A 15,818-nucleotide genomic window follows, 5' to 3' on the forward strand; every position below is an offset into this window, starting at 1 on the left:
CAGTCGACGTTCGTCGGCTGACAAATAAATCACAACAGGTAGGTGATCAAATGGGTCATGCAGAAAGCAAATTCCAAGCAGCAAATATTGCAGTATTAACGGTATCGGATACTCGTACAGAAGAGAACGATACATCAGGTGGTTACCTAGCTGAACACGCAAAAGAAGCGGGTCATAATGTTGTTGATAAACAAATTGTTATCGATGACATGTACAAGATTCGTGCGATCGTGTCACAGTGGATTGCTGATGAAAATGTCCAAGCGATCATGATTACAGGTGGCACAGGTTTCACTTCACGTGACAGCACGCCAGAAGCATTGAAGCCACTATTTGATAAAGAAGTGGAAGGCTTTGGTGAATTGTTCCGTCAAGTGTCTTACGAAGAGATTGGTACTTCAACCATTCAATCTCGTGCGATCGCTGGTTTTGCTAACCACACGGTTATTTTTGCGATGCCGGGCTCTACAGGTGCATGTCGCACGGGTTGGACGAAAATCATTAAGCAGCAGCTTGATGCGAGCCACCGTCCATGTAACTTTATGCCACATCTATCGGTTTAATCCGACTCATAACGCGGAGCAATCATGACTCAGTTTACCCATATCAATGCTTCAGGCGAAGCGAACATGGTTGATGTATCAGCCAAAGTTGAGACGGTACGTGAAGCACGTGCAGAAGCTTTCGTCCACATGGCTCCTGAAACCTTACAGCTTATTTTGTCTGGCGATCATCACAAAGGTGATGTATTCGCGACGGCTCGTATTGCGGGTATTCAAGCCGCGAAAAAGACATGGGACCTGATCCCACTTTGTCATCCACTACTGCTTTCCAAAGTAGAAGTGCAGCTTGAATCAAACCAAGCAGAAAATTACGTGCGCATTGAATCGGTTTGTAAGCTTGCAGGTAAAACAGGTGTTGAAATGGAAGCGCTAACGGCTGCTTCTGTTGCTGCACTGACGATTTATGATATGTGTAAAGCGGTACAAAAAGACATGGTGATTAGCCAAGTGCGCCTGTTGGAAAAAACGGGCGGCAAATCTGGTCACTTTAAGGCGGACGCATGATTAAAGTACTCTTTTTTGCACAAACCCGTGAGTTAGTCGGTATCGACGAACTGCAATTGGATGAGTCATTCACCAGCGTAGAAGCGCTGCGTGCACACTTAGCCGCTCAAGAAGGTAAGTGGGATCTTGCGTTGGATCCTGGGCGTTTATTGGCGGCGGTGAACCAATCGATTGTGCCACTAACACATGCGATCACGGATGGCGATGAAGTGGCGTTTTTCCCACCGGTTACCGGAGGCTAAGATGGATTCACGTGTAGCGGTACAAGTTGAAGATTTCAATGTTGGTGATGAATACCAAGTATTAGCGCAAGGCAGTGCTTCTGGCGCTGTAGTGACCTTTGTCGGTAAAGTTCGCGACATGAATCTTGGCGATAATGTCGTCGGCCTGTCGCTAGAGCACTATCCGGGCATGACAGAAAAAGCGTTAGCCGAAATCTGTGATGAAGCGGAAAAGCGTTGGCCTTTAGAAGCGATCCGCGTGATTCACCGTGTGGGTGACATGGATACCGGTGATCAAATCGTGTTTGTTGGTGTGGCGAGTGCACACCGTGGCGCAGCATTTGATGCGTGTGAATTTGTGATGGACTATCTGAAAACCAAAGCTCCGTTTTGGAAAAAAGAGCGTACCACTGAGGCGACTCGTTGGGTGGATTCACGTGATTCCGATGCCAAAGCGGCTGAGCGCTGGCAACAGTAAATACGCTTTTGCCTAATAGGCACAGAAAACCATTATTACAGACGGCCATAGGATAACCCTATGGCCGTTTTTTTGTTTGATTGGAAATACCTATCGCAAAAATCGTCGCTTTCCATTTAGTAAAATCAAGAAATTAGGCGACACTTACTGTAACGAACATTTTTCATAGCAGCCAAACCAACGTCAGTTGCACGAAAAGGAGATAAAGATGGAATCGTTAAAAGTAAGAGATTATATGACCCTACAAGCGGTGACGTTTAATCCAGAAATGTCGCTTAGTGCAGCGTTAGATAAAGTCATGGATTCAGACTACCTTGGTGGCCCAGTCATTAACGAACAAAAACAAGTGATTGGTTTCCTTTCTGGGCAGGATCTACTTGATAAGCTGATCAAAGTGAGCTATTTCTGCCAAGACACCCATATTGTCAGCGATTGTATGTCGTCAGAAGTACTCTCTGTTTCACCTGATATGTCGATTATAGAATTGGCCGATATGATGCAAATTGGTAAACCTAAGGTTTATCCAGTATTGGATAATGGTAAGCTGGTGGGTATCATCACGCGTAAGCATGTTTTGCGTGCGATTGCGAAAAATATCGACGCATGCTTTAAGCATCCGGTATAAAGGACAATCAGTTAAGTTGAAATAAGGCGCTGCGGCGCCTTTATTTTTGATATCAAGGGAAGAGAATGACCGAGCGAAGTGCCAAATTTACCCAAGGATCCACAATGCGCCATATTTTAGTGATGTCGGGCGCAGGTTCAGTCGGTTTGATGGCGCTGTTTGTGGTCGATTTACTTGATATGCTGTTTATCAGTATGTTGGGGCAAGTCGAGTTGGCTGCGGCGGTAGGCTTTGCTGGCACATTAACGTTTTTCTCGACTTCCATTTCCATTGGTACTTCGATCGCTATGGGCGCTTTGGTCTCTAAGGCCATTGGTGCGAAGCAATTCACCTACGCCAGAGCTTTGAGCAGCAGCATCATGTTGACCGCATTTCTGATCAGCTGTGTGGTCAGCGCGGTGATGTTTGCCTTTATTCCCGAGCTACTCGCCGCTCTGGGGGCGAAGGGGTTTGTGGCGGAGCGCGCGCAAGCTTATCTACAGATTTTACTTCCTAGTGGACCGATTCTGGCACTTGGCATGGCGGCAGGGGCTGGGCTTAGAGCTGCTGGTGATGCTAAGCGTTCAATGTGGGCGACGTTGTCCGGTGGCATCGTAAATGCCATTCTAGATCCAATTTTTATTTTTATTTTTCTGTGGAATGTCGAAGGTGCGGCTTTTGCCTCGGTGATTGCGCGTTGTACCGTACTGGCATTCTCCTTGTATCCGCTGATCAAAAAGCATGACTTGGTTGCCAAACCTTCGCTTTCAATTTGGCGGTGCAATACCAAAGCAATTCTTGCCATCGCGATACCTGCGATTATCACCAATATCGCTACCCCAATTGGTAATGCCATCGTCACCTCGTCGATTGCGCCTTACGGTGAAGATTTTGTCGCTGGGCTTGCGGTGATTGGCCGCCTAACGCCAGTTTGTTTTGCAGTGATTTTTGCGCTGTCAGGCGCGGTTGGCCCGATCATTGGACAAAACTTTGGCGCTAAACGATTTGATCGGGTGAAAGAGACTTTAAATAACTCCTTGTTAGTGACTACGGTCTACACCTTGTTGGTTTGTGTGATCCTCTATTTTTCTCAGCAGTATGTAATTAAAGGCTTTAGCCTTACTGGTGATGCGGCGTTGATTGTGGGCACATTTTGTACCTATGTCGCGCTAAGCTTTATTTTTAATGGCATGCAGTTTGTTGCCAATACCTCATTCAATAATCTCGGCAAACCGCTTTATTCGACGGCATTGAATTTAGGTAAAGCCACTTTAGGCACCTTGCCATTTGTCTATTTTGGCGCGCACTGGTTTGGTGCGTTAGGTGTGCTTTATGGTCAAGCTCTGGGAGGAGTAGTGTTTGGTTTGATAGCATTGTGGGTATTACAAAAACACATTCGTGACTTGATGCAAGGTGAGGCAGTTGAATTAGACCCACAAGACCCATCAATAACCAGTCTCAATACCACGCCATTTTGTAGCCACGATGCGGTTCTAATTGAAGATGTGGCCGCCAACAAAGATTTTTTACAAAAATCCGCAAAATAGTTTGACCTTGGAGTCTACTCCAAGGTTTATGCTAATGGTGTACAGTGATAGGAGAATCTAATATGTGCACCAAACATGAAGGATGTCGTTCGCCAAAGCTTGCAACGAATCCAACTCAAGCAAGCTCTTGCTCAAGTCCAAAAATCAATACGATTAAAATGGCCAGCGTCACGACCAGTGATGTGGATTGCTGTAGCAGTTCTGCATGTGCAAGCGGCAGCGATCCTACCGATGAGGAAAGCGATTCCGGCTCCCTAAGCCAAGCCCAATTTACGCATAGTTGGAAAATTCAAGGCATGGATTGTCCTGCTTGTGCGCGAAAAATAGAAACCGCAGTGAATAAAGTCAGCGGCATTATCGAAGCGAAAGTGCTGTTCGCCACTGAAAAATTGGTGATTAAATCTAATGATGTAGGTGTTGCGGCGTTAGTCGAGCAAACCATTACTGATACCGGTTTTACCTTTACTGCCCCAAATCAAAAATCATCGCCTGCGAAACCAACAGGTTGGCTTGCGGTGCTCAAACAAAATGGTCAGATTGTTGCAATCGCATCAGCCATGGCCTTCGCTGCGATCATCAAACCAAGCTTCCCTCAAGTGAGTGAGTGGCTGTTTATTCTTACCTGTTTAGCTGGCCTTTATCCAATTGGTAAAAAAGCACTTATGCTGGCGAAATCAGGCACTCCATTTGCCATTGAAACCTTAATGAGTGTTGCCGCTCTCGGCGCGCTATATTTAGGCGAAAGCGTTGAAGCAGCAATGGTATTACTGCTGTTTCTAATTGGTGAGCGATTGGAAGCCTTTGCCGCCTCTCGTGCACGCAGTGGTGTGCAAGCATTGATGGAGTTGGTGCCAGAAAACGCCACTAAAATTGTCGATGGACAACGTATTGAAGTCTCCGCAAGTGAGCTCAATCCCGGAGATGTGATTGAAGTTGCCCCTGGCTCGCGTTTACCAGCAGATGGACGACTACTTGATACTGCGGCGAGTTTTGATGAGAGTGCGTTAACCGGAGAATCAATCCCGGTGGAGCGCTTGCCGCAAGATGCTGTTATGGCGGGCGCGGTGGTTGTCGATAGAGTGGTGCGCTTAACCATTACGTCTAAACAGGGCGAAAATGCCATCGACCGTATTCTGCATTTAATTGAAGAAGCCGAGTCGCGTAAAGCGCCTTTGGAACGCTTCCTTGATCGCTTCAGTCGTTGGTATACCCCGTTGATGATGCTGGTGTCATTGTTTGTCATCATTACGCCACCGCTACTGTTTGCTCAGCCATGGGAGACGTGGGTATACCGTGGTTTGGCATTGTTGCTGATCGCTTGTCCGTGTGCATTGGTGATTTCTACTCCTGCCGCGATTACATCTGGTTTAGCGGCGGCGGCGCGTCGTGGAGCCTTAATCAAAGGGGGCGCAGCGTTAGAACAGCTTGGTCATGTTGAAGCCATTGCGTTTGATAAAACCGGCACCTTGACGAAAGGTAAGCCGGAAGTCACCGATGTGATCAGCGTGAACGGTTTTAATGATCTTGAGCTGCTTCAATCTATTGCGGCAATCGAGGTCGGCTCAAGCCATCCTCTAGCAACATCCTTGGTCAATCACGCTAAGCAACAAGGTATACGCTTACCGGAAGCCGACGATAAACAAGCTCTAATAGGTAGCGGTATTCGTGGTGTCATTGCTGGTGTGACTTATCAAGCGATTGCGCCAAGTAAACTGTCGATGGCGCTGGGTAGTGAGCTTGAACAGCACATTACAGAGCTAGAAGGGCAGGGGAAAACCGTGATTGTTGCGTTGCAGGACCAGCAAGTGATGGGCTTAATTGCTTGGCAAGATACGCTACGAGAAGATGCAAAACGAGCGGTAAAAGCGCTGAAAGATCTCGGCATTAGTTCCATCATGCTCACAGGCGATAACCCGCGTAGTGCGGCAGCGATGGCTGGGCAGATTGATATCGATTATCAAGCGAGCTTATTACCACAAGATAAAGTGCACTATGTAGAATCGCTCTCTGCGCAACGAAATGTGGCGATGGTCGGTGATGGTATTAACGATGCGCCAGCAATGAAAGCGGCCAGTATTGGTATTGCGATGGGTGGCGGTACAGATGTTGCGCTAGAAACAGCAGATGCTGCAATTACGCATAACCGTTTAACCGAATTGCCAGCGATGATTGAACTGTCACGTGCAACATTGAATAACATTCGCCAGAACGTATTCTTGGCTCTGGGGCTAAAAAGTGTCTTTCTCGTGACCAGCTTACTCGGGATCACCGGGCTATGGGTTGCGGTATTGGCAGACAGTGGTGCGACTGCGTTGGTGACCTTAAATGCATTGCGTTTGTTGAAGTTTAAAAGCAAGCAAGATGGCTAGTGGTTAACGGTATTTAAGCTACCTTTATTTAATGCCAACCAGATTGAATACCAAACAGAGTAATTCACTGATAGCCACGCAATTTCGATTCGCGGCTATCATTTTTATGCAATGAGTTGACCTCAAGTTTGGTTTAATTGTGATGCCAAACGTTTTTGTGTGTAAGTGTGAATGTTGTTACTTGTCTTGATGTGACGCTTGTCACTCTTTATTGTTTAGTTGTTGGTTAGAGTGGTTTGGTACCCAATAAATTAACACAGTGAAGCTAGTCTGGCGTTTGCTGTTATAAGGAGTTCTCTATGTCCCAAGCTGTATTCCATTTAGGTGTTACTGAAGCTGATCTTGCTGGTGCTACGTTGGCGATCATTCCTGGCGATCCTGCTCGAGTGCAAAAAATTGCTGAAGAGATGGAGAACCCAGTATTTCTAGCTAGTCATCGTGAATATACGCTGTACCGTGCGGAACTCGATGGTAAACCTGTTGTTGTTTGCTCAACGGGTATCGGTGGTCCTTCGACCTCAATTGCCGTAGAAGAGTTGGCACAACTTGGTGTGCGTACCTTCTTGCGTGTGGGTACTACTGGTGCAATTCAGCCACATGTGAATGTAGGCGATATGATTGTTACCACGGGCTCTGTGCGTTTAGATGGTGCGAGCTTACACTTTGCCCCAATGGAATTCCCTGCAGTTGCAGATTTTGCTGTTGCGACAGCAATGAAAGCGGCAGTAGAAGAGTCTGGTGCGACAGTACATATGGGCGTTACCGCTTCAAGTGATACTTTCTACCCAGGTCAAGAGCGCTACGACACCTTTACTGGCCGTGTTGTACACCGTTTCCAAGGCTCGATGAAAGAGTGGCAAGAGATGGGCGTGCTGAACTTTGAGATGGAATCTGCAACACTACTAACTATGTGTGCAAGTTCAGGTCTAAAAGCGGGCTGTGTGGCTGGTGTGATCATCAACCGTACCCAAAAAGAAATCCCAGATCACGCAACGCTAAAAGAGACCGAAGCTCGTTCTATCAAAGTTGTGGTAGAAGCGGCGCGTAAAATGCTTTAAGGCATCGCCATTTAGGCACTACTGCTAGTGCAGTCAATTTTAAAGCCACCTGATTAAAAGGTGGCTTTTTTGTTGTCTTAGAGAGTAGAGAAGAAGCGAGAGTGAGAGAGGTGAGAATCGAGAATAAGAGAGGCGGGAATCGAGGGAAAGAGCTAGGAAGAAGCGAGAATAAGAGAGGCGGGAATCGAGAGCGAGAGTTGGGAAGAAGCGAGAATGATAGAGGCGAGAATCGAGAGCAAGAGCAGAGAAGAAGCGAGAATAAGAGAGGCAAGAATCGAGACCAAGAGCAGGGAAGAATTGAGAAAAAGAGAGGTGAGAGAAAGAGAAAAGAAGAAGTGAGAGTTGAGATTTAAGAGGCGAGAGAAAGGGCTAAGAAGGAGTGAGATAGAGCTAAAAAAAATCCCCGCCGGAGCGAGGATTTTAAACGGGATGTCGTAATTACATTACGCGCATGCCAGGTTGAGCGCCTTCGTGCGGCTCAAGAATCCAAAGCTCACTGCCACCAGGGCCTGCTGCTAGGATCATACCTTCAGACATACCAAACTTCATCTTACGAGGTTTTAGGTTAGCGACCATAACAGTCAGCTTGCCTTCTAGCTCTTCAGGTGTGTACGCAGATTTGATACCAGAGAATACTTGACGCGTTTCGCCGCCAATATCCAACTGGAACTTCAATAGCTTGTCTGCTTTAGGCACTGCTTCACATGAGATGATGCGTGCTACGCGAATATCCACTTTAGCAAAATCGTCAAATTCGATTTCGTCTACGATAGGATCTTTGCTTAGCTCTGTTTCGCCTGCTGATTTTGCCGCTTCTGCTTGCTCTTTCGCTGCCATTTCTGCCGCAGCATCTTCTTTTGATGCTTCGATCATCGCTTCGATGTTCTTAGGATCGATGCGATTAAATAGCGCTTTAAACTTAGTCACTTCGTGATCCGTTAGCGGTTGAGCGATACCTTCCCAAGTCAGTTCTTCATTTAGGAACGCTTCAGTACGCGCTGCAAGTTCAGGCATTACTGGTTTTAGGTAAGCGATCAGAACGCGGAACAAGTTGATACCAACAGAACAGATCTCTTGTAGTTCTTGATCTTTGCCTTCTTCCTTCGCCACAACCCAAGGGGCTTTTTCATCCACGTATTGGTTTGCTTTGTCAGCTAGTGCGGTGATTTCGCGGATTGCACGACCAAACTCGCGTGTTTCGTAAAGTTGACCGATGCGCTCTGCCGCTGCAACGAATTCGTTGTATAGCTCAGGTTCTGCAAAGTTTGCAGATAGCTTGCCTTCAAAACGTTTCGCGATGAAACCAGCGTTACGAGAAGCAAGGTTAACAATCTTGTTGACGACGTCTGCGTTAACACGCTGAGTGAAGTCTTCAAGGTTAAGGTCTAGATCGTCAATACGGCTGTTTAGTTTTGCTGCGTAGTAGTAACGTAGACACTCAGGATCTAAATGTTGTAGGTAAGTGCTTGCTTTAACAAACGTACCTTTTGACTTAGACATTTTCGCGCCGTTTACCGTTACGTAGCCGTGTACGAACACGTTGTTTGGCTTACGGAAACCAGAGCCTTCAAGCATTGCAGGCCAGAATAGGCTGTGGAAGTAAACAATGTCTTTACCGATGAAGTGGTAAAGCTCTGTAGTGCTGTCTTTTTTCCAGTACTCATCAAAATCCAGACCGTCAGTTTTGTCACATAGGTTCTTAAATGAAGCCATGTAACCAACTGGTGCATCTAGCCATACGTAGAAGAATTTGTTCTTCTCGCCTGGGATTTCAAAACCGAAGTAAGGTGCATCACGTGAGATATCCCACTGTTGCAGGCCAGATTCAAACCACTCTTGCATCTTGTTTGCGGTTTCAGTTTGTAGCGAACCAGAGCGAGTCCACTCTTGCAGCATGCTTTCAAACTGAGGCAGATCGAAGAAGAAGTGCTCAGAGTCTTTCATGATTGGTGTTGCGCCAGAAACGGCTGATTTCGGGTTAATCAGTTCCGTTGGGCTGTATGTCTCACCACAAGCGTCACAGTTGTCGCCGTATTGGTCTTCTGACTTACATTTCGGGCAAGTGCCTTTTACGAAACGGTCAGGAAGAAACATCTCTTTTTCTGGGTCAAACAGCTGAGAAATTGTACGGCTTGAAATAAAACCATTTTTCTTCAGTTCAAGATAGATGTGAGAAGCCAACTCGCGGTTCTCTTCAGAGTGCGTGCTGTGGTAGTTGTCAAAGCTAATATCGAAACCAGCGAAGTCTTTTTGGTGCTCTTCGCTTACTGCTGCGATCATTTCTTCTGGCGAGATACCCATCTGTTGAGCTTTAAGCATGATTGGCGTGCCGTGAGCGTCGTCAGCACAGATGAAATTTACAGTGTTGCCACGTAGGCGTTGGTAACGAACCCAGATGTCAGCTTGAATGTGCTCAAGCATGTGACCTAGGTGGATCGAACCGTTAGCGTACGGAAGGGCGCAAGTTACCAGCAATTTTCTTGGATCGTTTGCCATACTTAATATTCGCTTATCTCGATAGGTATAAAAATTTGATGGATAATACTAACTCATGAAACCTCTAACTCCAAGGTGTCAGCGAATCGATTACCCTAGTTTTTTTGGGGTTCTGTAGCGCTTTACTCGGTGGTACGATGAAGTGATAAGGAGGGCCTATGCGCCAATTTACTTCAAAGCAAGATTTCTGTGATTGGTTGAACGAGTTTCGTCATCCAAATTTAACCCCAGGTTGGGCTGATGAGCCTAATTTAGTCAAGGTTGATCCCAATGGTTTTTTCGCCATCCAAATTCCTTACGCGGCCAATGATCTTGCCATTGCGATGCAGTGCTGGATTGAACATCAAGTTCGTACCGAGCAAGTAAGTCCATTTGAGTTTCAAATTAGTATCGCGCCGAAAGCGTTGCACACTCAGGTAACCACAGCGGTTAAAGGGGTGAAAAACATCATCGCGGTTAGTTCTGGTAAAGGTGGTGTGGGTAAATCAACCACTTCGGTCAACTTAGCCTTAGCGATCGCCCAATCGGGCGCGAAAGTGGGTTTGTTGGATGCCGACATCTATGGTCCATCAGTGCCGATCATGCTTGGCCAAGTGGAAGCAAAACCTGAGGTACGTGATAACAAATGGATGCAGCCGATCGCAGCGCATGGCATTTATACTCATTCGATTGGCTATTTAGTCTCTCAATCGGATGCGGCGATCTGGCGTGGACCAATGGCTTCAAAAGCCTTGGCGCAATTGATCAATGAAACTGAGTGGCCAAATCTCGATTATTTGGTGATTGATATGCCGCCGGGCACCGGTGATATCCAGCTAACCTTGTCACAACAAATTCCGGTGACAGGCGCGGTAATCGTGACCACGCCGCAAGATCTTGCCTTAGCCGATGCCCGCAAAGGGGCTGCGATGTTTGATAAAATCGAAGTGCCAGTGATCGGTTTAGTCGAAAATATGAGTTACCACATCTGTAGCCATTGTGGCGAAAAAGAGCACATCTTTGGTTCGGGTGGCGCAGAGAAAATGTCAGCGGAATACGGTTTGGATATTTTGGCGCAAATTCCGCTGCATATTCACGTGCGTGAAGATCTTGATAATGGTGTTCCGACCGTAGTTGCAAGACCAGACTCTGAGCATACTGAACAGTACATGGCGTTGGCTGAATCGGTTTGTGCACGGATGTTTTGGCGTGGTGAAGTGAAGCCGGAAGCGATTGATATCACCCTGTTATAACGTCGGTTTCATATAAGGAGTGGGCAGTTTCAAGCCAGCTATAGCAAATTTTATATTGGTTAAACGTTTGCGTTTGTTTTGCTTATTCCTTTTTTGCTTTATCGTGAGAATAAAACTATTCCCTGCTGGAATCTCGGCAGGGTTCTCCCTATAATCAGGCGGTTTAATTAGGCACTGCTAACCATTCCATGCCACACTTTTAGCAGGCCACAGATCACCAATCAATTCATCGGGTGCAAGAATAATGTCTGATAATAATCAATGTGTCATCGTCGGTATTGCTGGCGCTTCTGCTTCAGGTAAAAGCCTAATCGCAAGCACTATTTATAATGAACTTCGTGAGAAGGTAGGCGATCATCAAATTGGTGTGATTACGGAAGATTGCTATTACAACGATCAGACTCATTTGAGCATGGAAGATCGTGTAAAAACCAACTATGACCACCCGAATGCGCTAGATCACAATCTATTGTGTGACCACCTAGAGAAACTGATCAAAGGTGAAGCGGTTGAAGTGCCAGAGTATAGCTACACAGAACATACTCGTATGACCAATACCACCACTATGACACCGAAAAAAGTGATCATTTTAGAAGGTATTTTACTGTTGACGGATCCACGCTTACGTAAGCTAATGCATGCGACCGTATTCATGGATACCCCACTGGATATCTGCCTACTTCGTCGTGTTAAGCGTGATGTAGAAGAGCGTGGCCGTACGATGGAATCAGTACTAAAGCAGTACCAAGCGACAGTTCGTCCAATGTTTATGCAATTCATTGAACCTTCTAAGCAACACGCGGACATCATTGTTCCTCGTGGTGGTAAAAACCGTATTGCTATCGATGTACTAAAAGCTCACATTGCTAAATTGTTGAAATCTTAACAATACTCTCGCAATAGAGACTTTATTAATTTTTAGATAAGTGGCACTTTAAGTGCCACTTTTTTTTTGCCGCAAGTCAGCGCTGATTAGCGTAAACCTCGCCGTGAAGGGTTATACTTGCCGTAATCCCTGTTTATTTTTGGCCTTTGGCTGTGAAGTAAGGACACTGCTGATGAAAAAGCTCGCGTTAATAATCGCTATTCCTGTTGTAGCAATACTTGCGGTAGTACTCGCACTGGTATTGCTGGTTAACCCTAATCAATTTAAACCTCTTATCGTCGAACAAGCTAAGCAACAAACCGGCTTAGATTTAGTTATCGACGGTGATATTAGTTGGAAATTCTTCCCATCTGTTGGCTTTACGCTAGGCCAAACCGCGCTGAAAAACCCGCAAGGTTTTACTCAGCCTAACTTGTTTAAGGTTGAGCAAGTAGGTGTGGATGTTTCGGTTATGCCGCTCTTTAGCCAGCAGCTGGACATCGGTGAAATCACCTTAGATGGGGCTGAGTTCTACCTTGAAACTCGCAAAGATGGTGTTAAAAATATTGATGCGTTGAGCCAAGATCAAGCATCAGCGCAACAAGAACCCGCGAATCAAGAAAGCAGTAGCAGTGAATCTGCGCCAGCAGCATCTCCAGCGAGTGATTGGAGCATCAGTTTAGCGGGTGTTGCGATCACTAATGCTCTGTTGGATATTCAAGATCAGCAAACAGGTAGCCACACCAAGCTATATGATGTGTCATTGACCTTATCAGAGTTTGCATTTGATCAGTGGAGTAAAGCCGATTTTGCTGCCAAAGGTGAAACCAACCAACAAAAATTCACCGCACAAGGCTCCGCTGAACTGAATTTGGCCAAAGGTTTTAGCCAATACGCTCTGCGTAATATCGCCTTTGATGCGAGTTACAATGATGCGAATAATCAAATTGATGAAGCGAAAATCGAATTGGCGACTTTCGAGTTTGATAAAGCGAACGCGTTGAAATATGCCGTGAAAGGTACGGCGGCAGAGTTAGGTTTAAACCTGAAAGGTAGCGCCCAGCTTACCGTAGACAAAGCGATTTCTAAAGTGGTGATGAGTCAGCTGATTCTCGATGCTAACTTTGAAGGCGCAAGTTTGCCTCAGTCACCAATGAAAGTGGATATGGCTTCTGATCTCTCGTTTGATCTTACCAAGAACCATTTGAGCTTCGTGCTGGAGAAGTTGACCGCAAACGCACTGCAATTTGACGGTAAGCTCGATGTCACGTTAACAGAGATCCCTAAGATTGTGTTCAATCTGCATAGTCCAGATATCGATGTGGACGCATTTTTAGGCCAAGGTAGCAGTGAGCAAACCGTCGCTAACTCTGAATCAGGCAGTAAGCCTGCGGCAGAAAAATCTTCTGCACCAGCGGCGGCAACCACAGAGCAAGAGCCTGATCTTTCTGCGCTGAAATCACTGGATGTGACTGGTGCGATCACCATTGATAAATTTAAAGCTGCCAATGCAAAAATGCAGAATGTAACGGCGAAATTTAGTGTGAATCGCGGTGTCGCTAAGCTGACGTCATTTAATTCCAATCTCTATGATGGTTCAATTAAAGCCACCGCAACGTTAGATGCACGCAAATCACCTGCGAGCTATTCTGCCAAATCATTCATCACAGGTGTTAAGGTGCAACCGTTGCTTATCGATGTCGCAGACAATGATAAGTTAGAAGGTACGGGTAACATCGATGTTGATGTCCGTGGTCGCAGTTTAACGCCGAGCGGTATTAAGCAGAATCTTGTCGGTACGGTAAAAATCAACTTTGCTGATGGCGCCGTGAATGGCTTGAACGTGGCACAATTGATTCGTGAAAACTACGCGAAATTCAAAGGCCAATCGCTTGAAGGCCAAGATGTGGCTAAGAAAACCGACTTTAGTGCTATGACCGCAACATTGACACTTAATAAAGGCGTGGTGAAAACGGATAACCTACATGCGCAATCTCCACTACTCCGTGTTCGTGGTGCTGGTAGTGCCAATTACATCAAAGAGACGGTTGATTTTACAATCAGCACTTCAATTGTGGGCTCGTTAGAAGGCCAGGGTGGTAAAGACATCGATGAGCTAAAAGATCTCACTATCCCAGTGAACGTTTCTGGTTCTTGGTCTAAGCCTAAATTTAAGTTGGTGTTTGATGACGTGCTGAAGCAAAAAGCCGAAAAAGAGATCAATCGTGGCTTAGAGAAGCTGGATGAAAAATTGGGCGATAAAATCAAAGATGAAAAGACTAAAGAAGCAGTGAATAGTTTGATTAAAGGCTTGTTCAATTAAGGTTCTATTGGATCATTAAACTGCTTAGATAGAAATAAAAATCCCCATCACTTGATGGGGATTTTTTTATAGTCTCTAGTGGTGAGTTAAAGAGGGAAATTGAAAATGGTTTACCAATCGACCCCTTTTAGCGCCTTCACACCCGATTCGAATGCGTGTTTGATGTTCTTAACTTCAGAGACAGTATCGGCTATTTCGATTAGGCTACGGTGTGCGCCGCGCCCCGTGATGATCACCGATTGCATTTTAGGACGGTTGTTAAGGGCTTCGATGACCTCATCTAATTCAACATAACCATAACTGACCATATAAGTCAGTTCGTCAAACAAAATCACATCAAGATGTTCATCTTGCAACATGCGTTTGCACTCTTGCCAAACGACTTGTGCGGCATCGATATCCGCTTGTTTGTTTTGCGTTTCCCAAGTAAAACCGGTCGCCATAACTTGAAATTCAACACCCAACTTTTCAAGTAAGTTACGCTCACCGTTATCCCAAGTTCCTTTGATAAATTGGGCGACAGCGCAATTTAAACCGTGGCCGACTGCGCGCGCTATGGTACCAAAGCCTGATGTTGATTTACCTTTACCGTTACCAGTGATGATAAGCAGCAAGCCTTTCTCTTCAGTGGCGGCAGCGACACGCGCATCGACCTCTTGTTTTACTTTTTGTTGTCTGGCTTTATGGCGGGCTTGTTTGGTCTCTTCAACTGACATGGGAATTCCTTTCTATGCATTGGTTTGGCTACATCATAGAGCAATGCGGTGTGCAGAAAAACTGATATCTAGCCTTCAACACTAAGTAACTGAGGGTAAAAACGTCATCCTTTCCAGCCTTTAATCACTTCCATTTGTCCTATTTATCCAATTAATCAGCGTATTTATGCAGTGGAAAGTAACTTTTAAATAATGAAACAAGCAAAAATTTGGCGAGTTAGCATCAATACTTGACTAAAAATGCGCGAGATTAGCGGTGTTAACTGAGTGAATTATCATCAACACAAATACTCACCTTGCTTCTAATGTATTGAAAAATAGAATCAAATTAATGTTGCTGTGTGTTTTTGGGTCGTTAATGGCCATTATTTACAAATTATTATCCGCTCAGAAATGGAATGATAAAGCTCGATTTTTGCAATTTCCATATTTAGAAATTAGGAGTAGTTTATTTTTCGCAACAGGAAGGCACTGCGAATAATTATATTCATTGATTCTTTTTATCGTTAGATAGAATAGAGCGAGACTAAAAGGTATAACTATGAAAGAAAGTACTGCTAGTAAAGATATATTATTGGCGATGAGGAAAATAATGTTATGCCAATTGACCTTCGGTCTTTTTGCAGTTGCATTTGAGGTGTTATCTTCATTTCATAGAGAGTTAAATATTGAATCGGCGTTGATTGGTGTTTTCTTAGCAATTATTCCAGGTATGTTTGGGATGTTTGTGGCTAGCCGTAAAGCAAAATACAGACCTAATGCTGAGGAATCCCCTAATGATTTTGATAAAAATCATAAATTTAAGGTAGATGCACATCTTGTCATGTGATCAAATGGTTCTG

At 45.3% G+C, this 15,818-nt stretch carries 14 protein-coding genes and 1 pseudogene; 12 read left to right on the plus strand and 3 right to left on the minus strand.

Going from position 1 to position 15,818, the window contains the following annotated elements:
* Positions 1 to 50 precede the first annotated feature (50 nt).
* The 8 genes from moaB to udp all read left to right on the plus strand — a co-directional run bounded on the left by moaB (position 51) and on the right by udp (position 7,344).
* A complete protein-coding gene (moaB, locus tag RJD38_RS10870; RefSeq protein ID WP_005593866.1) occupies positions 51 to 563 on the plus strand; it encodes a molybdenum cofactor biosynthesis protein B in 513 nt (170 codons plus the stop codon).
* Between the two features lie 24 nt (positions 564 to 587).
* Positions 588 to 1,067 carry a cyclic pyranopterin monophosphate synthase MoaC gene (moaC, locus tag RJD38_RS10875; RefSeq protein ID WP_005593869.1) on the plus strand — a complete coding sequence of 160 codons (480 nt, stop codon included), beginning with the start codon at positions 588 to 590 and terminating at the stop codon, positions 1,065 to 1,067.
* Positions 1,064 to 1,309 (plus strand): molybdopterin synthase sulfur carrier subunit, encoded by a 246-nt coding sequence (gene moaD, locus RJD38_RS10880; RefSeq protein ID WP_005593871.1) that lies wholly within the window; start codon positions 1,064 to 1,066, stop codon positions 1,307 to 1,309. Before moaC ends, moaD begins: the two co-directional genes overlap by 4 nt.
* 1 nt (position 1,310) lies before the next feature.
* Positions 1,311 to 1,766, plus strand: a complete 456-nt coding sequence (gene moaE / locus RJD38_RS10885) for a molybdopterin synthase catalytic subunit MoaE (RefSeq protein ID WP_005593872.1) — start codon at positions 1,311 to 1,313, stop codon at positions 1,764 to 1,766.
* Positions 1,767 to 1,974: 208 nt separating this feature from the next.
* The gene (locus RJD38_RS10890) at positions 1,975 to 2,391 is read left to right on the plus strand and encodes a CBS domain-containing protein (protein ID WP_005593875.1); all 417 of its coding nucleotides are present in this window, start codon (positions 1,975 to 1,977) and stop codon (positions 2,389 to 2,391) included.
* Positions 2,392 to 2,456: 65 nt separating this feature from the next.
* Positions 2,457 to 3,917 (plus strand): MATE family efflux transporter, encoded by a 1,461-nt coding sequence (locus RJD38_RS10895; protein WP_040757849.1) that lies wholly within the window; start codon positions 2,457 to 2,459, stop codon positions 3,915 to 3,917.
* Between the two features lie 62 nt (positions 3,918 to 3,979).
* A complete protein-coding gene (locus RJD38_RS10900) occupies positions 3,980 to 6,286 on the plus strand; it encodes a zinc/cadmium/mercury/lead-transporting ATPase (RefSeq protein WP_005593878.1) in 2,307 nt (768 codons plus the stop codon).
* A gap of 299 nt (positions 6,287 to 6,585) precedes the next feature.
* Positions 6,586 to 7,344: a uridine phosphorylase gene (gene udp / locus RJD38_RS10905; protein WP_005593880.1), complete on the plus strand. Its 759-nt coding sequence runs from the start codon at positions 6,586 to 6,588 to the stop codon at positions 7,342 to 7,344.
* Positions 7,345 to 7,782: 438 nt separating this feature from the next.
* Here udp and metG read toward each other — a convergent pair whose 3' ends face one another.
* A complete protein-coding gene (gene metG, locus RJD38_RS10910; RefSeq protein ID WP_005593883.1) occupies positions 7,783 to 9,840 on the minus strand; it encodes a methionine--tRNA ligase in 2,058 nt (685 codons plus the stop codon).
* Positions 9,841 to 9,998: 158 nt separating this feature from the next.
* Between metG and apbC the strand changes: the two genes are divergently transcribed.
* From apbC to RJD38_RS10925, 3 genes are all read left to right on the plus strand, one after another.
* Positions 9,999 to 11,072 (plus strand): iron-sulfur cluster carrier protein ApbC, encoded by a 1,074-nt coding sequence (apbC, locus tag RJD38_RS10915; protein WP_065545577.1) that lies wholly within the window; start codon positions 9,999 to 10,001, stop codon positions 11,070 to 11,072.
* A gap of 244 nt (positions 11,073 to 11,316) precedes the next feature.
* Complete coding sequence (gene udk / locus RJD38_RS10920; protein ID WP_005593888.1) at positions 11,317 to 11,958, plus strand: uridine kinase; 642 nt, start codon at positions 11,317 to 11,319, stop codon at positions 11,956 to 11,958.
* 172 nt (positions 11,959 to 12,130) lie between these two features.
* On the plus strand, positions 12,131 to 14,260 hold the full coding sequence (locus RJD38_RS10925; protein WP_065545576.1) for an AsmA family protein: 2,130 nt from the start codon (positions 12,131 to 12,133) through the stop codon (positions 14,258 to 14,260).
* Between the two features lie 110 nt (positions 14,261 to 14,370).
* On the opposite strand, the gene cobO is transcribed toward RJD38_RS10925, so the two are convergent.
* Together cobO and RJD38_RS10935 are read right to left on the minus strand one after the other, a co-directional pair.
* A complete protein-coding gene (gene cobO / locus RJD38_RS10930) occupies positions 14,371 to 14,976 on the minus strand; it encodes a cob(I)yrinic acid a,c-diamide adenosyltransferase (protein ID WP_005593892.1) in 606 nt (201 codons plus the stop codon).
* 28 nt (positions 14,977 to 15,004) lie between these two features.
* Positions 15,005 to 15,082 (minus strand): annotated as a pseudogene (locus RJD38_RS10935) (hypothetical protein); the annotation flags it as partial.
* A gap of 435 nt (positions 15,083 to 15,517) precedes the next feature.
* Between RJD38_RS10935 and RJD38_RS10940 the strand changes: the two are divergent.
* Entirely contained in the window at positions 15,518 to 15,805 is a 288-nt protein-coding gene (locus tag RJD38_RS10940) for a hypothetical protein (protein WP_367971275.1), read from the plus strand.
* Positions 15,806 to 15,818 lie beyond the last annotated feature (13 nt).

This window comes from Vibrio scophthalmi, from assembly GCF_040869025.1.
GTDB lineage: Bacteria > Pseudomonadota > Gammaproteobacteria > Enterobacterales > Vibrionaceae > Vibrio > Vibrio scophthalmi.